The sequence below is a fragment of the Pseudomonadota bacterium genome (assembly GCA_026388275.1).
Taxonomy (GTDB): domain Bacteria; phylum Desulfobacterota; class Syntrophorhabdia; order Syntrophorhabdales; family Syntrophorhabdaceae; genus JAPLKB01.
Genome location: JAPLKB010000058.1, coordinates 113,621 through 137,318, shown reverse-complemented (window position 1 = coordinate 137,318; position 23,698 = coordinate 113,621). Strand labels below are relative to the sequence as shown.

Here is a 23,698-nt window from a genome sequence, read left to right as displayed (position 1 = left end):
CCTTTCTGTCAAAGGGTTTTTGCTACTGCTTTATTGAGATCGCTGATCAGTACACTTACATCGATCCCGTGGATTTCAGCTCCTTGTTCAATGTTCTCGAAAAGGGCAGCCTGGCATCCGATACAACCAAGTCCATGCTGTTCAAATACCCGGATTGTCTCAGGATACTTTTTTACGACATCATCAATAGACATGTTTTTATCAATCATTTTTATACTCCTTACTATTACTGGGACACCCGCAAGCGGGTACTCGGTCGCCCCCTCTTCACGACCCGCAGCGGGTGCCCCGGCTCGAAGATACTTCCCCTCTCGCCCGCTTTGCGGGGTATTTTCACGGATTGCAACTTAATGCGCTTATTTTCTTATGCCATTCATCAATTTTCATGTTACTTCTGACAATTCCATTTAAGTTAAAAAACATCTGCTGAAAAGATATAAATAATAGTGTCTTTTGATTTCCAGGCGTTTTTTGGAAGACCTGCCTTATAACATGTGTGCTCAAGAAAAGTCATCCTGTCCCAGTTATATTCCGTAGCCACCTGTGGGAGCAGAAGCCCGGAATTGTATCCTTTCTCGATGTATAAACCATGAATGCCAACTTCTATCTCTGCAATATCTTCGATCTTTTTCATGGGGGTTAAAACAGAAATTTCTATATTGATATCCTCCCATTCTTTTATATCAACAGGATCAAACCTCGGATCATGAAATGCCGCTTGTATCGCTGTCTCTTTCACAGTCTCAAAAATAGGCAATATAGCGTTTATGTAGCCGATACATCCTCTTAAATCACCTTTCTTTTTAATTGTAACAAAGGCACCACCTTTTTCCTTCAACCTTTCCGGGATTTGTACGACCTCTTCCGGCCTTCCGAATAAAACAGATTCTATCGCATTTCTTGCAAACCTTTTAAGCTCTGCCTTTTCTTCTCCAGAAAGACTCAATTAAGGTTCTCCTTATTTTCAGAAGGTTTATAGAATACACTTGAAACATAGCCTACAACCCCGCTTTTATCACCTGATACTTCGCCAGAATTTGCATATTTCAAAACCTTTGAACCTGTTGCACCACATTTTTCAGATACCATCATAGTTGTTATCATCGTACCAAAACCGCAAGCTTCGCATTTATTCCGGCTAAAATCCTCGGCCAGTCCCTGTGTGTTGAATTTTTCAAGATGCTCAACAATAACTTTGTCAATGTTTACTGCTTCGTCATATGGATAATAGTGGGAAAGGTCTGAACTTCCTACTATTAAGAAATGCTTGCCGCTCTTTTTTAGCACTTCATAAAGGCATCTCGACAATTCCTCACATACTGACAGGTCCTGTGTTCCCATTATAAGTGGAACAAGTTTAAATGAATTAAGAACAACTTGCAGAAAGGGGAGTTGGACTTCAAGGGAATGTTCTCCTATGTGTGCCTTGGTATTTATATTTACCGCACTACCTTCTTTTAAAATCTCCTCAGATAAATCCTCGTCTATGTCTACTATTCCAAGAGGCGTTCTGTAACCACCGTTGTTTTGTATTGCAACTCCTTCAAAATTCACTCTATGGCTCGGTGCTATAATAATTACAGCATCATAGATCCTGCCAAGCAACGACTTATAACCGTAAGCAGCCACCGGGGCCGAATAAACATACCCTGCATGAGGAGAAATCATGCCGATAACTTCTCCTTCGACGGCATCAAAGACCGCATTTTCCATATATTTTGCTAAATCTCTCCGTAGAATTTCCGGGTTGCCCGGATAGAACATTCCACTTACAGCCGGTTCTCTGATATATACCATATTACTGATTATATCACATTTTTATTTGGTGTAAACAAGCTAAACTTGTTATACTGTTTTGAAGCTCTGGACATAGTGCCGGCCGCTTCCGGCTAAAAAATGCCGTACTAATATGATCCTTATCGGGATTTGCAATTAATTTGCAACATATTATAAGAACATACTTCAAAGGGGTGCGGTAATCATGAATATACGTTTTGATGACATTGACACAATGCTTTTTGATTATGAAGGGACCCTTGTCGATTTTCAATGGAAACTTTCCGAAGCAGTTGAAACAACTCTGAAGATGCTCTTGGATGTTGGTTTTGCTAAAGACCGTATTAAAAGCAGAAGATACTCCACTCTGATGAAAGAGGCCATGCAGGCATCAACTGAAATAGGTTTGGATCCTGATCAAGTGCAGGAGAAGATAGGTTGTATCTATGATCAATACGATGAAGATGCCCTGACACGCTGGGCATTACGACCCGGTGCAAAAGATTTTCTTCTTGCAATCAGAGCAAAGGGGGTTCGTACCGGTCTTGTAAGCAATGTAGGAGGCAAGACCCTTACAAAGGCTTTATCGAAACTTGGCCTGGAAGGGCTTTTTAATATTTCCCTGAGCCGCAATGATGTCCTGAATCTTAAGCCCAGCCCTGATGGGTTAAATATGGCAATGGAATGGCTGAGGGCAAAAAAAGATAAGACCATTTTTATGGGCGACAGTCTGGATGATATCAATGCTGCAAGAAATGCAGGTCTTCGGGTAATAATCATTACAGAAGGGGAAAATGTAAAGGATGATATTCTGACTGCAAAACCTGATCATGTAATTAAAAACTATGAAGAGCTTCTTCGTGCACTTTGATAGCGTATCAATTCGTCTTCATTTATATAACTTTGTTTATTTTGCCAAGGTAAACATTTGAATAATCAATTTTTCCATAAATATTTGCCTGAATGTGATAGTTTTTCTATTTTTCTCCGAAAAATACAATTTATTATTTTTCCAGAACAAACTTAACTCCACTGTAAAATCATAGTCTTACATATTTTATCTCAGCCTTGTCATCCATATAAATATAATTAGCCAATATTTTACGTATTGTCATCCAATAGAATTAAAAATTGAAAACTACAAAATTATTCCAACTTTTCCTACACAAACTGTCGTACATATCCTACATACAAAGAATCTAAATTGTTGTACATTGTATAACATATTGTATAACATTTTATTAATAACAAAAAACGACCAAAAAATAAAAGATTCTAAAAGGAGGTTATTCGTGAGGTTAAAGGGTTCTATTTTAATAATATTGGTTTTAGTAGCTTCTATATTTATGTCAGGTACGGCAATGGCTTATACGCTTACAACTACCGGAAGCAACACGAATGCAACATTGTATGGCTATAATGGCTATGGGCCGTATCAGACAGGGCAAGGAGGAGAATTTACATTACAGCCTGGTGATGGTCTAGAACCGCTTCTCAACAATTACAGCTTGTTAGCAAAGATCTACATAGGCGGAAATTATGCTCTCCAAAGCTTTTGTTTGGAATATCCCGAACACATTTGGGGAAACACCATTAACAGTGTGGTTCTCAGTAATGCAGCGGTATATGGTGGAGGAGGTGCAGCAGGCGGTAGCGATTCATTGTCTAAAGGTGCGGCATGGCTCTATTACTATTTTTCACAGGGTACTTTAGGCTCTTACGATTATAATACAGAAGCAGGCAGACACAATTCTGCCAGCGCTCTCCAGAATACGATATGGTGGCTCGAAGGAGAAGTATCTGACCCTGGCGATGGCAATACATTCAGACACCAGGTTATGGAAAAGTTTGGAACCGAGTATAATGCCAAGGATAATAATTTCAACGGGTTAACTCGTGAATATCCTGTAATGGTTGCAACATTGTGGGAACAAGGCTTTGCAGGAGTGAGTGGCCATGAGAGACAGGATATGTTAGTTACCACCGGCACCGTTCCTGTTCCACCTGCAATATATCTTTTAGGTGCAGGACTCATGGGAGTCGGAGTCATAAGAAAAAGAGTAAACAAGATTTAAATACCTCCTTATCATAGATAGAGGCAAGGTTACCCCCCAACCTTGCCTCTTTTTTTCTTGCAACAACAATATTAGTACATGAACTTGGTCCATCAATTAATTACTACGAATATCATTGACTATTCCGGACATGTAGTGATATTTTAGAATCATGTTTGGTATCGGATTTCCTGAACTTATAATTATACTTGTTATAATATTCATCATCTTTGGCGCAGGTAAGCTCCCCGGCTTAGGTGAGGCAATCGGTAAAAGCATTAAGAATTTCAAGAAAACATATAAAGAACCTGACGCAATAGATATATCCCCCCCTAAAGACAGTAAAATTAACGACAAGTCTTCTTAATAATCATCGTGGAACAAAAAGCGTTTATAGGAATTGGTTCAAATATCGGCAACATCACAGATAATTGCAAGTTAAGCATAATGAAATTAGCAGAAGACAAGAGGGTCAGGTTAATTTCCATATCTTCCCTTTATTCCACATCACCGGTATCAACAATAGAACAAAACAACTTTATTAATTGTGCAACATGTGTCATGTGGAATGGCTCGCCCTTTGACCTGCTACGTTTTCTTAGCAATATAGAAAAAACAATGGGCAGAAAAAGAGTTTTAAAAAACGGTCCGAGAATAATAGACCTTGACATTCTGCTCTTTGGAGATCTGGTGCTTGATACACCGTTATTAAAGATACCCCACCCTGAGCTTCATAAGAGAAAATTTGCCATTATTCCATGTATTGAAATTGAACCTGCAATCGTTCATCCAATATATGGAAAACAGCTTAAAGAGTTTCTTTCCGATATTGGCGATGAGCAGAATATAGAGATGATCAAATCCCCTGATTTTCCATTGACAAAAAACACCTGCAGAGATTAGGATGTATTATCAAAAAATACTGAAAGGAGCTAATAACTATGCCGGAAGTTGACGAATCTGAAAAGGAAAAGCAGTTTTATATAGACATACCTGCCAAAAGTGAGCCTTTTTTTCTGAAGGGCTCCAACAACATAGACTGGGGGATGAAAAACCGTTTGTCCAGGATATTTAACCCTAAGTCCGGTAAAACAGTTATGCTTGCTATCGACCACGGATATTTTCAAGGCCCAACAACAGGCCTGGAACGTGTTGATGTAACTATCCTGCCGCTTTTACCCTATGCAGATACGCTAATGCTTACCCGTGGCATCTTGAGGACAATTATCCCACCCGACTTTGACAAAGGAATAGTTCTGAGAGCAAGCGGAGGACCAAGCATTTTGAACGAGCTTTCAAATGAGCAAATTGCAATAGATATTGATGAAGCCATCCGTTTGAATGTTTCAGCTATGGCTGTTCAGGTTTTCATCGGGGGACAGATGGAAACGCAATCGGTACACAATATGACCCGCCTTGTGGATATGGGCAACCGCTACGGTATTCCCACGCTCGGTGTTACCGCAGTAGGCAAAGAAATGGCACGGGATGCAAAATACATGCGTCTGGCATCCCGCATCATTGCAGAACTCGGAGTAACATACGTAAAAACCTACTATGTGCCTGAAGGTTTCGATACTGTTGTAGCCGCCTGTCCGGTACCTATTGTTATTGCAGGAGGCAAAAAATTACCTGAACTTGAGGCCTTGACAATGGCTTACAATGCCATCCAGGACGGTGCGGCTGGCGTAGATATGGGCCGTAATATTTTTCAATCAGAATCGCCTGTTGCCATGATTAAAGCAATTAGGAAGGTTGTTCATGAAGGAGAAAATCCTAAGGCAGCTTATGATTTCTTCCTGACCGAAAAGAACGAAGCGAAGAAGGGATAAACCGGTCATGCGCGTAGGAATGTATTATAGCAACAGCAAAGTAGAGGTAGAAGAATTGCCGATCCCCGTGGTGGGCAAAAGGGATATCCTTATTAAGGTTATGGCAAGCGGCATTTGCGGCAGCGACATCATGGAATGGTACCGTATAAAAAAGGCGCCTTTAGTGCTTGGGCATGAACTGACCGGCGAAATAGTTGAGGTCGGGGAAGAGGTTTTAAAATTCAAAAAAGGCGACAGGGTCTTTGCAACACACCATGTGCCATGCGACGAATGCCATTTCTGCCTCACCGGCCATCAGACAGCATGCCAGGTATTTCAAACGAAAAATAATTTTGATCCGGGCGGATTTTCAGAATACCTGAAGGTATCAGGGAAAAGCATCGATACCGGCACACTGCTCCTTCCTGATGAAATGACCTATGAGCAAGGGTCATTCGTTGAACCCTTAGGAACAATAGTCAGGGGACTGAGGGCTGTTGCCCTGAAGCCCGAAGACACCTTGTTGGTTCTTGGCTGCGGTATTGCCGGTCTGCTTATGATTAAGCTTGCCCATTCTCTTGGCGCCGGGAGGATCATTGCAACGGACATTGATGATTACAGACTGGAAGCTGCAAAGAGATTCGGCGCTGAACATACAATACATGCTGATGGAGATATACCTGGACTGATACAAAAGGTAAATCACGGCCGACTGGCAGATAAAGTTATTATCTGCGCAGGGGTTTTGTCCGCTGCACAGCAGGCTTTGCAGTCTGTTGACCGGGGCGGTACTGTTTTATTTTTTGCCGTACCTAATCCGGGACAAACGCTTAATATAGATTTCAATCCTTTCTGGAGAAACGACGTAAACCTCAAAACCTGTTACGGCGCTGCCCCGCTCGATAATGTACAAGCCATGGAATTGATCAGGGCCGGGAATGTTCATGTCGAAGATATGATTACACACAGATTCGGTCTTGAAGATATTGCCAAGGGATTTAAAGCTGCCGGCGAAGGAAAAAACTGCCTGAAGGTAATTATAGAACCGCATAAAAAATAATGTTTTTAACAGACAAGTTGTTTATAAACATTTGTTTGGGTGATTGATTTGCCGAAAAACATCCTTTTCGCTACATTCAGAGATACAGGAAAAGATTTTTTTTAAGGGGTTTGATAAGCTCTCATGCTGGAAATATGAGTATGCGCATCGGCAACAAGATATACATTACAAAAAAAGGTTCTATGATGGGCCGCTTAAAATTAAGTGATATCATTGAACTGGAACTTGAAAGGGATGATCCTGGCCTGTCTTCTGCGTCATCGGAGGCAGTTGTACACTGGGCTATATACAAAAACACCAGCGCTCTCGCAATCATACATGCACACCCGCCTTATGCTACCCTATTCTCCATGATTAAAGATGAGCTTACACCGATTGATTCGGAAGGCTCTTTTCTTTTTAAAAAAATACCTGTCACAACTCCTGAAAACACTATCGCTTCGGAAGAAGCTGCAGAAATGGTCAGTGAATGCCTTAAAGACCATAAAATAGTTCTTGTTCGAGGACATGGCAGTTTTGCAAAGGGCAATACACTCGAAGAGGCCCACATGTTCACAAGCAGCCTCGAATCGTCTGGATTTTTTCTGTATCACTTAAATAGAATGTAAACGTTATAAAACTTCTATTTCTACTCTGCTATCCGTTTCTTAATGTCTTCTCTGAGAACTTTCTTGTCAACTTTACCCACTTTTGTCAAAGGCAGCATCTCAACGAATTCGATCCTCTCGGGAAGCTGTTGTACGGATGCGCCCTTTTCCTTCAGGAAGGCAATAATCTCTTCGAAGGTGAGCGTTATCCCTGGTTTCAGGGTAACATAGGCACAGATCCTCTCACCCAGTATCTTGTCAGGCATACCAACCACAGCGGTTTCTCGAATATACTGGTTTGCGCTCATTAGATTCTCAATTTCTAAAGCACTTATTTTTTCACCGCCTCTGTTGATGATGTCTTTAAACCTGCCCGTTATGGTAATGTTCCCATATTGATCTTTCTTTGCTTTATCACCGGTTTTGAAAAACCCGTCATCGGTAAATATCAGGCTGTTTTCATCCGGGGATTTAAAGTAACCTGTAAAAATACCCGGACCTTTTGAGACAAGTTCCCCTTCCACTCCTGTCGATACTTCGTTTCCTTCTTCATCAATGATTTTGATCGTATCATAAGGACAGACTTTTCTGCCTACACTATTGCATATGATATCAATACTGTCCCCCGGCCTTGTGGCTGTATTAGTGCCCTCGGACGAACCAAATCCGTTTATAAATATACACTTTAACTTGTCATATACAGCCATGACCAGATCCGGAGTACTCGGTGAACCACCGACAGATATTGTCTTTAACGAACTCAGGTCATACTTTTCGAGGTTTTCCATGTTAACTATCCTGGCAATCAGGGCTGGAACAGAAGGCATAGCCGTAACCTTTTCCGACGCAATACGTTCGCAAATGTCTTCGGCCTGTACCGAATCAAGCAGGACAAGCTTTGCATAATTAAATATTGCCGCACCAATTCCCCAGTGCATAGCCATACTGTGCGTTACGGGCGTTATGACCATAATGGTATCATTGCTTGTGATTTCCCATGCCCTCGAATGATATTCTATGTTGCATATATAACAGTTGTGTGTCCGTACACTTGCCTTCGGCAATCCCGTTGTTCCTCCTGTAGGCATTATATGGGAGGCCTCATCAGGGTCAGGCCTCCGATCATTTAACGCTTTAAGATTTTCCTCGGTCAGCTCCGCTTCTTCGATCAATGCATCTAAAGTTGTATATTTGTTGTTTTTCTCTGTCCGGACTTGGATTATGTGCTTAATCTGTGGATTTTCTTTCAATACGTCATCAATTATCGGCTGGTAGTCGATCTTACCGTACTTTTGAGGCAGAATCCAGGCCACAGGTTTTGTTAATTTGGCAAGATGGTTAATCTCTAACTGATTATGCCTCGGAATGAGAAGCACTGTAATAGCGCCAATTTTCTGCATGGCAAAAAATGTCAGAATATATTCGTGCCAGTTAGGAAACTGAAGCATGACCTGGTCACAAGGTTTTATGCCAAGTTTCATCAAACTGATTGCAAGGCGATCAACCTTTTCCCGTAGTTCCTTATATGTCCAACGGCCCACATCGTCAACCAGAGCAATTTTATCAGGGTAAAGGTCTGTGGCTTTATCAAACATATCTCCCCATGTCATTCCAAGCCACCACCTTAATCTGTTGTACTTCTCCCGGTCTTCCTTTGCATATTCCGTAAAACCTTCTATCGCCATATAAAGCTACCTCCTTGCCTGAATTTGCTCGTAGCGTCTCCTTATGGGTCCGAAGAACTTCGTGATTTTCCACAAAATAAACACCCAGAATAAATATCAGTGTATGAAATAGATGTGCATGGAATGATATTACCTTTTCGAAAATTTTTGTCAAGAAAAATTAACTTAACCTACAACTGCTGTTTTTCCTGTTGACAATCCGGTAATTGTATTGCAAATTGTAAACAAATTATTTAATTAGTGAAATAATGCAATCAACCAGGGATGAAGCTTTTTACAACAGGTCATTGGAAAGAGCATTGCAGATACTGATTGTTTTTAATAACAATTTACATGCACTTTCTCTGGCTCAGCTTTCTAATATTCTCAGTCTACCCAGAGCTACAGTTTTAAGACTCTGTTCAACACTTGTAAAATATGGTTTCCTTAGACAGGATCAGCAATCAAGGCAATATTCCCTCGGTTTTAGATTGTTCGAATTGGGAAGTATCGTTTTTAACTCTTTATCTCTTAGAAATATTTCATCTCCACATATAAATAAATTACAGATGAGTCTGGGCAAAACAGTATTTCTGGGGATTCTTGATCGTGATGAAGTACTGTATTTAGACAAAAGGGACGACCCGAGAAACCCAATTCGTTTCACTTCGGAAATGGGCACACGCCGCCCTCCATATTGGGGTATGATGGGGTTAGTTTTAATGTCATATCTGCCCAATGAAGAAATCGAACGACTCTTGCAAAAGAATCCTTTGACGGCCTTTACAAAAAAATCCATTACAAATAAAGAAGAATTCATAAAATTGCTTCATAAGGTACGAAAACAAGGATTTGCTTTTGATAATGAAACAGTTTTTGAAGGTATTAATGGTATTTCCGCTCCGATTCGTGATTTTAATGGAAATGTTGTGGCTTCTTTAGGAGTTGGTTTTATCTCATCATCTGCTGATTCAGAAGACCTTAAGATAATAGTAAAAGAGGTCATGGCAACAGCTATGATCATTTCTAAAGAATTAGGTTATTCTGAAAAAGCAGAGTAAATGATTTTTTTAAATTTGTTTAATTTTCATATATTTATTTTACAATTTTCTTTTGTATCTGTTTACCTGTTAATTTCATTGACAATTTCCTAACTCCTCTTTTTTACTTGACAATCTTTTGGCATAGGTAATATCATTCTATGAAAGACTATTTCATTCAACGATATGCTTTCCGAGCGCGTTATAATATAACATTAGGGTAGGTAATATAATTTTGTCTAAGTTTAGATTTCACAAATATCTCTTGACAAGCGGCCTTGCTTTTCTTAAAACTAAACATATTAAGATTGTGATCAATTTATATAGAACAATACACTCATCTATGTTTTTGAGGAAATTTATTTGATATCCATATCAAAATATCTCGATAACAGCAATATGATGAATCATTACCAAAGAAACAGTTATGCTTTTCGGCTGCTTCTATGCATTTATACGGATAAAATGTAAGGAATAAGGAGGTATAATGGATCAAGCGTATAAAATTCTTCAAAAAGTGAGTAAAGTCCTAAACATTATAGGCGGTACAGCTCTTACTTTAATGATGTTTTTGACCGTTTCTGATATTTTCATGAGAGCCGGCAAACATCCCATCCTGGGCACATACGAAATAGTGTCCTTATTGCTTGCGATTGTGATCGGTTTTACCATCCCCCAGGTATCGTTGGATCGCGGGCATGTATATATGGAAATTCTCCTGGATAGACTACCCAAGAATGGCAAGGCCATAATGAACACCTTTTCACGGGTTCTGTGCATCTTTCTATTTGCCCTTATAGGATATAACCTTTTCATGGTCGGCAACGAATTTCATGCATCAGGCGAAGTCTCATCCACGCTCAAGATACCCTTTTTCCCCATTGCATACACCGTGGGAATATGCTGCTTTGTCGAGTGCCTGGTCTTTATCTCCGACATCGTGAAAGTCTGGGGGGGTCAATATGAATGAAATCACCGCAGGTATTATAGCACTGGTTGCACTGCTCCTTCTTTTCACAACAGGTATAGAACTTGGCTTCGGAATGGCCTTAATAGGTTTTGCAGGTTTCGCTTACTTAAACGGCTTCCAGCCTGCCATGCAACTCGTAGGCAGAGATATTTATGACGTCATAACGAGTTATGGATATACGGTTTTTCCTCTCTTTATCCTTATGGGTCAAATAGGTTTTAACGCAGGCATTGCAGTAAGATTGTACGATTCTGCGCATAAATTTGTCGGCCACATACCCGGCGGTCTTGCCATGGCCACTGTAATTGGGGCTACCGGTTTCAAGGCCATTTGCGGATCCTCTGCCGCTACCTCGGCCACTTTTGCCAGCGTTGCGGTCCCTGAGATGGACCGTTACGGTTATGACAGAAGATTATCAACAGGTATAGTCGCAACAGTAGGAACGCTGGGGTGCATCATACCACCCAGTGTAGTGCTCATTCTATTCGGCGTTATTACCGAACAATCCATAGGAAAGCTTTTCCTGGCCGGGATAATACCTGGACTCATTATAGCCTTTTTCTTTCTCGGGATTATTTATGCATGGGCAAAGATTAATCCAAAGATCGCACCCATGTCGGAACGGTCAACATGGAAGGAAAGAATACGCTCACTGCCGGAGGTTGCATGGATATTGCTTATTTTTTGCCTTGTCGTCGGCGGAATCATGGCAGGTTTTTTCACACCCACCGAAGCAGGGGCAATGGGCACCTTTGCTGTGCTTGTTCTGGCAATAGCTAAAAGAAACTTAAATTTTAAAGGATACGTCAAATCCGTCTCAGACGCTCTTCGTACTGCCGGGATGATTCTCATGCTCATAACCGGCTCTGTGATACTTGGCCATTTTATCGCTGTTACAAATATTCCCCAAAACACAGCAGACTGGCTTGTGTCGCTGCCCTTGAACCGTTATATTATCATGATTATGATTTGCTTTGTTTACGAGATCGGGGGGTCTTTTATAGATGACCTGGCATTTATGATCCTTGCAACTCCTATCTTTTACCCGGCTGTACAAAAGCTCGGCTTCGATCCTATATGGTTCGGCATAGTAATCGGCGTTGTTGTCATGATCGGCGTGGTTATTCCGCCCGTAGCTGTCTGTGTATTCGTTGTAAAGAACATAACCAAGGAGCCTATGGGCCGGATATATAAGGGTGTAACACCGTTTCTGCTTTCTCTTGTAACTGTCTGGGGACTTCTTTTTGTTTTTCCTCAACTCGCCCTCTGGCTGCCATCACTTTTTTATAAATAAAAGAGATGAGCATTAAGAAAGTCATAAGTTGCAGTGTAGTGGTTACTTAGATATACTTGAACAAAGGCGGCAATGTGTTACAATACAGTAAATATAATAAACTATAAGGAGGCAGCACAATGAAAAGGAAGAGCATATTACTTATTTTTATCGTTTTGTTTTTATTTTCAACACATGCTTCAGCCGATGTCATTAAGCTTAAAATGGCTAATTATTTTCCCCCTATGCATATGAATTCAATAATGATGGGTAAGTACTGTGAGGAGCTTAATAAAAAGCTTGCCGGTAAAGTGGAGTTAACACAGTATACAGGAAGCACCTTGCTCAGCGCTGATAAGATGGCTGCCGGGGTACTAACCGGTATTGCCGACATGGGACTTTCAAATCTATCTTATACAAGGGGACGTTTTCCGGTTATGGAAATCATGGAACTGCCTCTTGGTTTTCCCAGCGCCTGGATTGCGGGTCATGTGGCCAATGACTTTTACAGCAAATATAAACCAAAAGAATTTGATAAATATCAGGTGATTATGCTCAGTACATCTCCGATAAATGTAGTCCAGACTGTTAAAAAACCTGTTAATACACCGGAAGACGTCAAAGGATTAAAACTGAGGGGCACAGGAAGACTCGGTGATATTGTAAAAGCCTTTGGCGGCACTCCAATTCCTGTTTCTACGCCAGAAATGTATGATTCGCTCAAAAAGGGTGTCATTGAAGGCGCATTGCTACCGCTTGAAACATTGAAAGGTTTTAAAACAGGCGAAGTCATGAGATACAGCACTGCGTCATGGAGGGTAGGAAGTGCATATTGTTTCTATGTTGTCATGAATAAACAGAAATGGGCCAGTCTTCCCCCGGACGTGCAGAAGACCATTACCGAGTTTTCCAAAGAGTTTACTGAACGCTGGACTGTTGAGTGGAATAATATAGACATTGAAGGCAAAGAATATTTTCTCAAACAGGGCGGCAAAATCATACCTCTCAATGAAGTAGAAAATAGTAAATGGATAGCGGCCGCTCAGCCTGTTATCGAAGACTATAAGAAGGATCTGACTTCCAAGGGTTTTAAGGCTGCTGAGATTGACGGCTGGATAAAATTTGTAAAAGAGCGCATCGAATACTGGACAAAACAGGAAAAGGCTAAGAAAATTCCTACTGCTTATCAGTATTAATTATTTTCAACTTTGATCTTTAATAAAAGGCCACGCTTCACCGGAAAATGATGGAGCGTGGCCTTTTAAATAAACAGCCCCCCGATATAAAGGTGTATATACAATAACATGGATAATTTTCATGATATTTCCGATAAACTTATGACTCTGAAAGAAGCCGTTGCAAGGTTTATCAAAGACGGCTGCCAGTTGGCTATTGGAGGGTTTACAGTATCAAGGAATCCGATGGCCCTTTCATACGAGATCACCCGACAACATATAAAAAATATACATCTTGTGTGCCACTCCAATGGTCAGGCGCTTGATGTGCTTATTGGTGCAGGCTGCGTAAAGAGGCTGGAGATTGCATACGGGGGCAATGGAAGGTATGCGCCTACCTGTATAAGGTTCAAGAATGCGGTTGAAAAAGGCGAAATTGAAGTTGAGGATTATTCAAATTATCAGATGAGTTTGCGTTTTTTTGCAGGCGCTCTCGGAATTCCTTTTATGGCGACAAAATCCGGACTAGGCACCGACATAGTCAATCTGGAAGGATTTTCAAAAGAAACAAGAAAAGAAAGAAAGGTGGCAAAAAAGAAACTGGTTATTGCACAAAATCCTTTTAACGAAGATGATGATAAGATAGTGCTACTCCCTGCATTAAATCCTGATGTCGCCTTAATTCATGCCCAATATGTGGGGGATGACGGCACCGTCCGCATTAAAGGATTAACCTTTGCCGATATAGAACAAGCTAAATCTGCAGATATTGTTATCGTCACATGCGAGGAGATTGTTCCTGCAACATTCATCCGTACAGATCCGGACCAGAATTCGCTGCCGCCTTTCTTTGTTGATGCAATCGTAAAAATACCCTATGGTGCACACCCAACATCATGTTACGGCTTTTATGATTATGATCCTAAACACCTGAATATCTTCAAAAAAGCTGCAAAAGATGACGATCTTTTCAGACAATATCTTGACGAATGGGTGTATAGCATCTCTTCGCACGATGAATATCTTGATAAAATCGGCATTTCAACACTTCTCAGGATTAAAGCCAATCCTGTACTCGGGTATGCACCTGGTCTTGACAGAAGATAGTGGAGATTGAATAAATATGGCGGATTACAGCGATAATGAAATAATGGCAATCAACGCCGGAAGGCTTATAAAAGATGGAGACATTATATTTGCCGGAACAGGTTTATCAATGCTTGCTGCTACTGCGGCAAAAAAAATCAGTGCCCCGAAGGCAGTTATTTTCTTTGAAACAGGCGGTATTGACCCTACCCTTGATGAAATCCCTATGGCTGTATCTGACTTAAGGGTTATGAGTAGAACTTGTTTAAATTCCGGGCTCATTGAGGCCTTTTCGATTGTGGGACACAGAAAGCTCCGCACCATTGCCTTTCTCGGTTCTGCCCAAATTGATAAATACGGTAATTTAAATACAACTGTTATAGGGGACTACCATAAACCTGTAACAAGATTTTCCGGAAGCGGCGGCGCTTGTGATGTCGCTTCATTGGCATCAGGAGTTATTGTTTTTATGCAGCATGATAAAATGAGATTTGTAGAAAAACTCGACTATATGACAAGTATTGGTTGGTATAAAGGAGGCGATTCACGGGAAAGGCTCGGACTGCAAAGAGGCGGGACACTGGCGGTAGTCACAAATCTCTGTATTATGAAATTCGACAAAGAGACAAAGCAGATGTATCTTGCCGAATATTATCCCGGAATAAGCATCAACAGCATCGCTGAAAACACAGGCTTCTACATTGATACTTCAAGAGCAGTGGAAGCAGCAAGGCCGACTTCTGAAGAACTCAGGATATTGCGGGAAGAAGTAGATCCTCAGAATTTGATATTATGAAATACATATTGAATGAGGTTTTAATCTGTTGGACGAAATAAACTTGCAGCTAAAAGGCGTAAAAGGCTGGCTCTTGCTTATGTGCATAAGCCTGACAATTCTTGATCCTTCCTCTATCTTTTTAAATCTTATTATTATAACCAATCTGACAAAACCTTTTTTTAATAAACATCCGGAGTTATTAAAGATGGTACTCATAAACGGGATATGCAGCATAGGATTGGCAGTTTTCAGTGTATATGCAGGGTTATCCTTATGGAAAATCCTTCCCAATGCAGTAACCACTGCAAAAAAATATCTCCTTGCTATTTCGCTCTATTCGATCTTTTCAATATTTATCCCCACATTGGTAGGTCTCCAGGCGGAAACAATCAAAGGCATTTCCGGTAATAATGTATTGAACAGCCTGCTGACTGTTCTTTATGCATCGGCATGGTATCTATATTTGAAAAAATCAAGAAGGGTAATGGCTACTTACGGTTCTAATTTGTAATCCGTTAGCCTTATAAAATTTTTATAAAGGAGCAGTTCCTTTTCTTCATAAGATATCGGCAATGCAAGCACCTTTGAAAGCTCGCTTTTCATTGAGCCAAAAGGTACATCTGAACCAAAGAGAACTCTTTCCGGACCTATTGTTTGTACAAACCTTGAAATCGTATCCTGAGAAGCAAGGGCTGTGTCAAAGTATATGTTGTCTTTGTTTTTAAAGCTCCGCAAAAACGAATGAGGATCACCATCGAGCATGCCAAGATGCGGAATGATAAGGGAAATCCCCTCTGCCATCTCAACGAAACGTTCTGTAAAGTTAAGCTCTTCCTCAATAATAACAGGTTTTCCTATCATTTTAATTTTTTCTATAAGTCCGGGAAGAAACTCATCATTCAGAACATCATAATTTGAAGCCATATCCTGCCACCCTCTCATCCAGTGCCATTTTCCTCCGGAATATGAGTCAGGTATGGGATCAAAACCATATTTATCATAATCTTCCCTTATATAATGGTAGGGTATGAACTTTGAAATTCTCTTAGTCTCGTCAAGAAGCTTCACATTAATCCCATTATCCGCAATTGCAGTAGACGGGAACGGTATGATAACTACATGCGTCACACCCGATTCTTTTTGCTGTCTTTGGAGTTCCTCTGTGGTTACATCTATGCTCATTGATATAGAAGGTCCCCAGTGTGAATGACTGTCTATGATAATCTCAAAATTCATTGTTGAAAGATGCATAGCATAAATGATATTGTGTTGTAAAGCTTTGCATAGCCCGGAGAAGAGCCGGCGATCCTTTGTGTATTTTATTAAGGACAATGCATTTCTTTAACGCTATGAATAACAAACTATATAAAAAAACGGACGCAAGTCCTTGAAAAAGAGTAATAATGGATTTAAAAACCCCTTTGTTGACCGTTGATATAATTATTCGATATAAAGGAGGGATTGTCCTTGTTGAACGAAAAAACCCTCCGCCGGGATGGGCACTCCCTGGAGGGTTCGTTGAAATCGGTGAATCTGTTGAATATGCGGCAATTAGGGAGGCAAAGGAAGAAACATCCCTTGATGTAACATTAACCGAACAATTCCATGTTTACTCAAAACCTGGCAGAGACCCCCGTTTCCACACCGTTTCAGTGGTATTCATCGGTAATGGACAAGGTGATCTTCAGGGGAAGGATGATGCAAAAAAAGCAGAAGCATTTTCTGAAAATGAATTACCCGTGAATATCGCCTTTGATCACCCTCAAATTATCCTGGATTATTTTACATATATTCGAACAAATAAAAAACCGGATTAAAGAATCGTCATACGAATAACACCATAATGTATAATAAGTCTACTGCTTTAAAAAAAGGAAACATATTCAAGTACAGGGAATAAATTGGATCCACTGATTAAGAAATATTTTCAGGTTCTCGGAATTTCCATACATGCTTCACTTGAAGAGACGAAACAGGCATATAAGGACCTGGCCAGGGTTTGGCATCCTGACCGATTTATTGAAAACCCCCGCTTACAGAAAAAAGCAACCGAAAAACTCAAAGAAATAAATATCGCTTATGAAAAGCTATTATCCTTTTATGAAAACAAGAATAACACTTTAGACACACATCTTTATCCAGATGCAACACAGGAAGAAGTAATTGCTGAGCAATATCCTGAGGCACAGATTGGCAATACCGGAACCAACGCCAAAGATTATAGTCTTTTAGCATGGATTACGGTAATTTGTGTTTTGGTCATACTGACAATTATCGTAATAATCCATCTAAATAAACGGCCTGAGTCCAATACATCCCCCGCTATTTTAATGCCGGATCAGATAAAATCTTCCAAATCCGATGTCGTTGAACCATCAACCGTAAAACCAGCGGTTCATGGTAAACCTTCAGTCAAAACAACTACTACTAAAATGAAAAACAATATATTAGCAAAAAAAGAATATTTTACATTAGGTTCTACAACGGACGATGTACTGGCAATACAGGGGACTCCGACACAAATTTCAGGAAGCAGGTGGAGCTATGGATTCTCATACGTCGATTTTGAAGCCGGACGGGTGGTAAGATGGTATAACAGCAAGCTTGAACCCCTGCATATCAAGATGGCGCCCCTCAAGACACCTGACATACAAAAAGAATACTTTACATTAGGCTCTACAACGGACGATGTACTGGCAATACAGGGGACTCCGACACAAATTTCAGGAAGCAGGTGGAGCTATGGATTCTCATACGTCGATTTTGAAGCCGGACGGGTGGTAAGATGGTATAATAGCAAACAGGACCCTTTGCTTGTCGAAGAGGGACCTTGAATTTATTTTATAACAACAGTTTTTAAGGGATATAGTCTTATGTTCCGGTATCGCTCAAGTTCATGCCGAACAATGTTGGTTTTCCAAATATTTTTTTGAGGTATTCCAGCATAAGCTCTTGAAGCATCTGCTCTTTTGGTATATTGGCGGCAAAAGAAATTTGTTCATCTGATTCAGGCTTGCTGATTTTACCTGTCTGGACAGCCAAAGACCGCTGCTCCTGCTGTAGGGAAGCATATTTTTTGTTTAAATCTTCTGCCGGCATATTAGAAAGCCATTCGTAGACGGAAGCTATCTGGTTCGGAGCAGGCATACGAGGGGATTCAAGGTTCATTCTGCAGTCACGCGAAAAGCGTCTTAACCCTTCAATAATATGATTTGGTTTAACAAAATTTATTCCTGACCAGCCGGCGCGTAACCACTGGAAAACACCGGTCCTGACCATGACAGGCGCAGCACCTGATTCTACATAGACACCAACTGAAAAAAAATCGTAAATATATGATTTGACCCATCCAAGACCTGTTCTTGCAGAACCCGGTTCTCCAGAGTAGTAGTAGTTCCAGCTATTGTCATTGCCCAGAATAATCCCTTTTTTTCCTACATTGGATTTACTGATCTGTTTTGATACGGAGACCATTACCTGTCGTCCTTTGTAATTGAGTAAGATAAAAGTTCGTTTCAAATCGTATTCATGGTAGATGCCGGTATTGAGGTCTGGTGTGTCTGATTCATGCTGTATGCCGTGAATAACAACCGGAACTCCACCGGAAGGAACCGGCTTCCAACTGTTCGGCAACTTCTGAGATTCACCTCGGGAGTTTGTCCAGATAGAATACCGAAGAGAAGACGGTCTTGTGACCACTGGCGGGATAAAGGGGTGATATGAATATTCTATAAATCGGGGGAAAGATATTTTTGTGTCAAATTCAAAATAAGCCCCGGTACTGTCCATGGATTTCGGTAAAGCATATTCCTTGCTTTGCTTCGAACCAAGAACATAGTCTACGAGGACGGCAACAGCTTGTTCGTCAAGACCTGCTTTTGGTTCAACACAAAATTGCACCAGCTTCATTGCGGCATCATTGACAGATATTGGAGTGTCTGTTACTGGAGAAAACGCAATAACAGGTTTATGGAAAAGGATCAACAATAGCACTGGGGCAATGCAGATCAATGCCTGATAGAAAAAATAGTATCTTTTCATTTTGGAAATATTACGGGAAACACTCCTTCTATGTCGGGAATTATACAACCGGCGGCCTTCTGTGTCAACGAAATAATGGCCGCACTAAATAATCCAGGATATATCATTGGCGGACCGACACCTATACTTAATTTAATCGAAAATATGGGCTAATGGCAGTATTAATACGGGTTATGATAATAACGAGAAAGAACTCGTCAAAACTTCGGTCCTATTGAAAATTCAGCTAATTTTGCTTCAATAGTCTTCAGGGCATCTTCCGGCATAGTTCATGTGAACACTTTCTGGAAATCCATTTAAAAATCTGCTGTTGCAATCTTTTTTCTTGCATAATACTTATTTGTTTTTTGCTATCAAACCTGCTCTGAAGGCTTGTGTATATTTCCTGCAGAAGGAATCCTTTCCCAATAAAAGTTCTGATACAAGCAGAGATTCACGAAGACCCTGGTTCGTAGGGTCCATTATGGCAGAATCAAGACCGGCTTCCAGTGCCAATGTCAGAAAAGTTCTGTTAATTAAGGCACGGCCCGGCAAACCAAATGATATGTTACTCAGACCGCTTGTTATGTGTGCTTTAGGATACTCCCTCTTAATAGCCCTCATCGATTCCAACGCTATCAATCCAGCCCGTGTATCAGTGCCGATAGTCATAATCAAAGGGTCTGTATAAATCTTTTCGTCGGATATTCCTGCATCACGAGTAGCATTGAAAACCCTTTTTAATACCTTCATGCGGTCTTCTACGCTTTTCGGAATACCTGATTCGTCAAGAGCCAATGCAATGACTGCACAATTATGCTTTGCAACAATAGGAAGCATATTTTCCAACCGTTCAGGGTCACCGCTTATAGAATTGATCATCGGCACCTGCCTTGCATACTTTAACGCTTCGGTTAAAGCAACAACGTTGGTGCTGTCTATACACAAAGGGACATCGACTGCTTCCTGCACCATCGTCACTAACCAGACTAAATCATCGGGTTCCCTGTCCGGAGTCGTACCGGCATTCACATCCAGTAAGTCCACTCCTGCGTTGACCTGATCTTTTGCAAGGCTTTTAATAAATTCTACATCTCTGTTGACTATGGCAGTACGGACCTGCGTGCGCGTACCATTGATTTTTTCTCCGATGATTTGCATATATCCTTCCTTTATAATTTATTCAGTAAAAAGCAAAAAAACAATTGTCATCAAATTAATCCCACCAATGCTGCCCAACATGTTTATGACATAAATTAGGGGGTTTCACACTGACAAGATAACAAGGGGTATTTTAAACTACAGCGAGGAGAGACCTGATCGTCTTATATATCATAGTCTCTCCTCCGGTATCAGGGTCCCTACCCCATTTTTTATTTGTATACCCCATATTCTTTTGTGAAATCAATCATTGCGTGGACATTCTCGGCTTTACCTTCATCCATAGCTGTCCCTGTGCACATAAGATATCCGCCGCCTTTTCCTGCTATATCGATAAGGTTTTTGCAATATGCCCTTACATCGTCAGCGGTGCCGGTCAGCAGCAACCCTGATGGAATGTTTCCGCCAATGCATAACTTCTTTCCAATCTTTTCTTTCACTACAGCCATATCTGTGCGATCAAATACCCACATACAGGAGGTCTCCGGGAGTTCCTTCAGATACTCAAGCCGAGTGTTGTATGACCCCTCACAGAACAGGAAGGGCACGCACCCCTCGGCTGCCAGCCCAAGGATAACTGCCTTTAAAGTAGGCCAGTAAAATTCTCTGAACTGTGCATCCGACATAAACCCGTCAGCACCCTTATGTAGAGGGATAAACACAACCGGACAGCCCTGCATCGTTGCACCTCTCACACCCTGGCTGATAGCAAGGGGCGTGAGCCTTTCAACAGCTTTCAAAACCATGTCCGGACGCCGATACATGTCCATCATTGCAGCGCGTGTCCCCCTCAGGGTGTCCCCGAGAATATCAAAGGGAGCTTTTGTTGCGCCTCCAAAACAACCTGGGCAGCCCATACCCCTGGCTTGCATCTCAAAGCCTATAACTTTCTGTATCCATGCCATGGCCTCATTTCCTGCTTCCAATAGCGCCTTTAAGGCGTTCTGAACCGGTGGGATACCAAAGGGTATCATTTGTGCCGAGACTGTTACTACCTCCCAATTATCAGTAAAGGGGGTAATCATTTTCAATGGATCGAGTGCTCCGTAAACGCGAGGCATCAGGCATCTGATCCAGAAATCTGTTGGATCATTGATGAGTAACGGGTACTCCTCTGCCAGCATGTATTCGCCTTCCACGTACTGGTAGGCAGATTTTTCCGAGATCCCATGTCCCGGCAGCTTGTACTGTTTATAATCAAGAATATCAAAGATTTTTCCGTAACCGACAAGGGCTGGTGTAGTATAATAGTCAGGCCCATAATCCTTAATAAAGCTTGCTTGAGTTGAAAGCATTTTGTCAGTATCGTACATTGATTCATATGGCGTTACACCATATAAGTTGGTTTGCATAAATATTCCGAAAGGCAGCACAGGCACCCTGTCCGGAACCTTTTCCATGAGTACGATGTCCTTAAATCTTGTGACGGCTGCTTTAAAGTTGGCTTCAGCCTCAGCGTTCTGAAACTCGATACCTGTGGCAGCCAGCCATGTTTCAAATCTCGATGCTCTCTTTTCTGCTGCTGACATCTCTTCCCATTTCTTCTCCATTGACTTACCCCCCTATCCAGGATTTTGCCAGATTTACGGCTTCGATAGCATCTTTCCCATATGCATCTGCCCCAACATAGCCTCTTACCTGTTCATCAATCTGACCGCCACCAATCATAATCTTTACTTTATCTCTCAAACCTGCATCTTTTATGGCTTGTATTGTCTGTTTCATCGAATCAAAGGCCAGTGTTAAGAACCCGCTTAAACCAACAATAGTGGCGCCGGTTTCCTTTATTTTCTCCACAAATGTCGGCACAGGAACATCAACTCCAAGGTCATAAACCTCAAAACCATTTACATCAAGCATAAAAGCTACAATGTCTTTGCCAATATCATGTATGTCGCCTGCAACAGTGCCAAAAACAATCTTACCCAGTTTTTTTGCTTCAGTTGTCTTCGATAGTTCCGGTTTAACTATAGCAGTGATACCTTTCAGTATCTCGCCGGAATATAGCAGATCGGGTATGAAATACTCGCCGGCAGCAAAACGTTCTCCAACAATTTCCAGTGCACGTCTTGCATCATCAAGAATTTTTAGCGGCTCTTCGCCGGCATTCAATCTGTCCTGAACCATTTTTAAAACTTCATCTTCTTTTAAATCAGCTAACGCGTTAACCATATCTTCGGCCATGCCTTTACCTCCTCACTTTAAATTAGGTTCTTCAGTATTCAGTAGTAAATACTTTTGCCTCTCTTGTCACCCCCTTGATTCAGCGTTCTCGAGCATATCAACGTTGTCGGACAAAAAGATAAAACTGAAAAAACTTCTTATCTGTCAAGTGCTATGTTTGTGTATATCGGGACAATATAACGTTTTTCCGTTCCTCTTGACCTATATTTTTTTATATTGTATATTATATATATAAATTGTCAAGCATAATGCTCTATATTTATATATATAAATTTATTAAAAGGAAACCGGTACCTTAATGAACCAGGATACCAAGACTAAAATCATTGACCGCAGCTCCTATGAACCTGCCTATATGCAGCTCGTGCGCATTGTAAGCGAGCAGATTGCCTCAGGCATTTTACGCTCAGGCGATCAACTGCCTGCAGAAGCCCAGTTCTGCACACAATATAACATCAGTCCCATGACCGTACGTCGTGCCATAAACATCCTTGTTGAAAGAGGATTTGTCAGCGCCACCCAGGGAAAGGGCACATTTGTCAAATCTCTCAACATTGGCGAGGCAGTTTTCCGGCTCCAGGAATTAAAGAATAACTGGTCTCAGGGGGATAGTACAACCGTTCGGTTATTGGAGGCACGTATAGTGTCTGCTGACGAACGCGTGGCCCGTAAACTGGCTATTGCACCCGGTGAGCGAACCGTCTATTTGAGGAGGCTTGTATTAAATGAAAATGTACCGACCATGTATCACCGTGAATATGTGGTCTACGATCCTAAACGTCCTCTGTTGGAGGCACAGCTCCAGATAACATTATTGGAGGGTTTGCTGCAGGGACAAAGCAGCGGAGGGTTGAGTCGAGGTCATCTGACTATTGAACCGGTCAATATCAGAGAGGAAGAGTCCGAACAGCTTAAAATTCCTGTTGGAACAGCAGCATTTTACCTTGAGCATTTTTTCTATGATTTCAATGACCAACTTGTAAGTTGGGGAGGGTTTATCTGTCGGGCTGATTATTTCAAGCTCACAACTTATATTGGCGCCGGCGCCGATCTTTAGGA

At 41.2% G+C, this 23,698-nt stretch carries 26 protein-coding genes; 17 read left to right on the top strand and 9 right to left on the bottom strand.

All coding sequences use genetic code 11. The features are described from left to right. Nucleotides 1-8: 8 nt before the first annotated feature. The 3 genes from NT010_13785 to amrB form a co-directional block, all read right to left on the bottom strand. Nucleotides 9-209 (bottom strand): DUF1858 domain-containing protein, encoded by a 201-nt coding sequence (locus NT010_13785; protein MCX5807110.1) that lies wholly within the window; start codon nt 207-209, stop codon nt 9-11. Nucleotides 210-412: 203 nt separating this feature from the next. Continuing rightward, the gene (amrA, locus tag NT010_13780) at nt 413-946 is read right to left on the bottom strand and encodes an AmmeMemoRadiSam system protein A (protein ID MCX5807109.1); all 534 of its coding nucleotides are present in this window, start codon (nt 944-946) and stop codon (nt 413-415) included. Next, the gene (amrB, locus tag NT010_13775) at nt 943-1,797 is read right to left on the bottom strand and encodes an AmmeMemoRadiSam system protein B (GenBank protein MCX5807108.1); all 855 of its coding nucleotides are present in this window, start codon (nt 1,795-1,797) and stop codon (nt 943-945) included. The genes amrA and amrB overlap by 4 nt, the downstream gene beginning before the upstream one ends. A 184-nt stretch (nt 1,798-1,981) precedes the next feature. Here amrB and NT010_13770 point away from each other — a divergent pair, with 184 nt between their 5' ends. The 7 genes from NT010_13770 (at nt 1,982) to NT010_13740 (ending at nt 7,309) form a co-directional block, all read left to right on the top strand. Continuing rightward, the gene (locus NT010_13770) at nt 1,982-2,647 is read left to right on the top strand and encodes an HAD family hydrolase (protein ID MCX5807107.1); all 666 of its coding nucleotides are present in this window, start codon (nt 1,982-1,984) and stop codon (nt 2,645-2,647) included. A 421-nt stretch (nt 2,648-3,068) separates the two neighbouring features. Next, nucleotides 3,069-3,851: a hypothetical protein gene (locus tag NT010_13765; GenBank protein MCX5807106.1), complete on the top strand. Its 783-nt coding sequence runs from the start codon at nt 3,069-3,071 to the stop codon at nt 3,849-3,851. 151 nt (nt 3,852-4,002) lie between these two features. Continuing rightward, nucleotides 4,003-4,197: a twin-arginine translocase TatA/TatE family subunit gene (tatA, locus tag NT010_13760; GenBank protein MCX5807105.1), complete on the top strand. Its 195-nt coding sequence runs from the start codon at nt 4,003-4,005 to the stop codon at nt 4,195-4,197. Nucleotides 4,198-4,205: 8 nt separating this feature from the next. Continuing rightward, nucleotides 4,206-4,733 (top strand): 2-amino-4-hydroxy-6-hydroxymethyldihydropteridine diphosphokinase, encoded by a 528-nt coding sequence (folK, locus tag NT010_13755; GenBank protein MCX5807104.1) that lies wholly within the window; start codon nt 4,206-4,208, stop codon nt 4,731-4,733. A 38-nt stretch (nt 4,734-4,771) separates the two neighbouring features. Beyond that, entirely contained in the window at nt 4,772-5,662 is an 891-nt protein-coding gene (lsrF, locus tag NT010_13750; GenBank protein ID MCX5807103.1) for a 3-hydroxy-5-phosphonooxypentane-2,4-dione thiolase, read from the top strand. 7 nt (nt 5,663-5,669) lie between these two features. Next, nucleotides 5,670-6,701: an alcohol dehydrogenase catalytic domain-containing protein gene (locus NT010_13745; GenBank protein MCX5807102.1), complete on the top strand. Its 1,032-nt coding sequence runs from the start codon at nt 5,670-5,672 to the stop codon at nt 6,699-6,701. Between the two features lie 74 nt (nt 6,702-6,775). After that, complete coding sequence (locus NT010_13740) at nt 6,776-7,309, top strand: class II aldolase/adducin family protein (protein MCX5807101.1); 534 nt, start codon at nt 6,776-6,778, stop codon at nt 7,307-7,309. 20 nt (nt 7,310-7,329) lie between these two features. On the opposite strand, the gene NT010_13735 is transcribed toward NT010_13740, so the two are convergent. Next, nucleotides 7,330-8,973 carry an AMP-binding protein gene (locus tag NT010_13735; GenBank protein ID MCX5807100.1) on the bottom strand — a complete coding sequence of 548 codons (1,644 nt, stop codon included), beginning with the start codon at nt 8,971-8,973 and terminating at the stop codon, nt 7,330-7,332. Nucleotides 8,974-9,221: 248 nt separating this feature from the next. Between NT010_13735 and NT010_13730 the strand changes: the two genes are divergently transcribed. The 7 genes from NT010_13730 (at nt 9,222) to NT010_13700 (ending at nt 15,785) form a co-directional block, all read left to right on the top strand. Then, the gene (locus tag NT010_13730) at nt 9,222-10,013 is read left to right on the top strand and encodes an IclR family transcriptional regulator (GenBank protein ID MCX5807099.1); all 792 of its coding nucleotides are present in this window, start codon (nt 9,222-9,224) and stop codon (nt 10,011-10,013) included. A gap of 466 nt (nt 10,014-10,479) precedes the next feature. After that, nucleotides 10,480-10,962 (top strand): TRAP transporter small permease, encoded by a 483-nt coding sequence (locus NT010_13725; protein MCX5807098.1) that lies wholly within the window; start codon nt 10,480-10,482, stop codon nt 10,960-10,962. After that, the gene (locus NT010_13720; GenBank protein MCX5807097.1) at nt 10,955-12,256 is read left to right on the top strand and encodes a TRAP transporter large permease; all 1,302 of its coding nucleotides are present in this window, start codon (nt 10,955-10,957) and stop codon (nt 12,254-12,256) included. The genes NT010_13725 and NT010_13720 overlap by 8 nt, the downstream gene beginning before the upstream one ends. A 119-nt stretch (nt 12,257-12,375) precedes the next feature. After that, nucleotides 12,376-13,431, top strand: coding sequence for a TRAP transporter substrate-binding protein (locus NT010_13715; GenBank protein MCX5807096.1), 1,056 nt, complete (start codon nt 12,376-12,378; stop codon nt 13,429-13,431). A gap of 108 nt (nt 13,432-13,539) precedes the next feature. After that, entirely contained in the window at nt 13,540-14,517 is a 978-nt protein-coding gene (locus NT010_13710) for a CoA transferase subunit A (protein MCX5807095.1), read from the top strand. A gap of 16 nt (nt 14,518-14,533) precedes the next feature. After that, nucleotides 14,534-15,292, top strand: coding sequence for a ketoacid-CoA transferase (locus tag NT010_13705; GenBank protein MCX5807094.1), 759 nt, complete (start codon nt 14,534-14,536; stop codon nt 15,290-15,292). A 28-nt stretch (nt 15,293-15,320) separates the two neighbouring features. Beyond that, nucleotides 15,321-15,785: a DUF2569 family protein gene (locus NT010_13700; protein ID MCX5807093.1), complete on the top strand. Its 465-nt coding sequence runs from the start codon at nt 15,321-15,323 to the stop codon at nt 15,783-15,785. On the opposite strand, the gene NT010_13695 is transcribed toward NT010_13700, so the two are convergent. Next, nucleotides 15,767-16,510: an amidohydrolase family protein gene (locus NT010_13695; GenBank protein ID MCX5807092.1), complete on the bottom strand. Its 744-nt coding sequence runs from the start codon at nt 16,508-16,510 to the stop codon at nt 15,767-15,769. The two genes, NT010_13700 and NT010_13695, sit on opposite strands and share 19 nt — an antisense overlap. A gap of 167 nt (nt 16,511-16,677) precedes the next feature. On the opposite strand from NT010_13695, the gene NT010_13690 reads away from it, so the two are divergent. Both NT010_13690 and NT010_13685 read left to right on the top strand, forming a co-directional pair. After that, nucleotides 16,678-17,091, top strand: a complete 414-nt coding sequence (locus tag NT010_13690; protein MCX5807091.1) for an NUDIX hydrolase — start codon at nt 16,678-16,680, stop codon at nt 17,089-17,091. 84 nt (nt 17,092-17,175) lie between these two features. Further along, entirely contained in the window at nt 17,176-18,108 is a 933-nt protein-coding gene (locus tag NT010_13685; GenBank protein MCX5807090.1) for a J domain-containing protein, read from the top strand. A 37-nt stretch (nt 18,109-18,145) separates the two neighbouring features. Here the strand turns inward: NT010_13685 and NT010_13680 are convergent, their stop codons facing one another. The 4 genes from NT010_13680 to NT010_13665 all read right to left on the bottom strand — a co-directional run bounded on the left by NT010_13680 (nt 18,146) and on the right by NT010_13665 (nt 22,639). After that, nucleotides 18,146-19,183, bottom strand: a complete 1,038-nt coding sequence (locus tag NT010_13680) for a hypothetical protein (GenBank protein MCX5807089.1) — start codon at nt 19,181-19,183, stop codon at nt 18,146-18,148. 468 nt (nt 19,184-19,651) lie between these two features. Next, on the bottom strand, nt 19,652-20,455 hold the full coding sequence (locus NT010_13675; GenBank protein ID MCX5807088.1) for a dihydropteroate synthase: 804 nt from the start codon (nt 20,453-20,455) through the stop codon (nt 19,652-19,654). A gap of 212 nt (nt 20,456-20,667) precedes the next feature. Next, nucleotides 20,668-22,005: a uroporphyrinogen decarboxylase gene (locus NT010_13670; protein ID MCX5807087.1), complete on the bottom strand. Its 1,338-nt coding sequence runs from the start codon at nt 22,003-22,005 to the stop codon at nt 20,668-20,670. A 4-nt stretch (nt 22,006-22,009) separates the two neighbouring features. Further along, the gene (locus NT010_13665) at nt 22,010-22,639 is read right to left on the bottom strand and encodes a cobalamin-dependent protein (GenBank protein ID MCX5807086.1); all 630 of its coding nucleotides are present in this window, start codon (nt 22,637-22,639) and stop codon (nt 22,010-22,012) included. 298 nt (nt 22,640-22,937) lie between these two features. Here NT010_13665 and NT010_13660 point away from each other — a divergent pair, with 298 nt between their 5' ends. Continuing rightward, a complete protein-coding gene (locus NT010_13660; protein MCX5807085.1) occupies nt 22,938-23,696 on the top strand; it encodes a GntR family transcriptional regulator in 759 nt (252 codons plus the stop codon). Nucleotides 23,697-23,698: the final 2 nt, after the last annotated feature.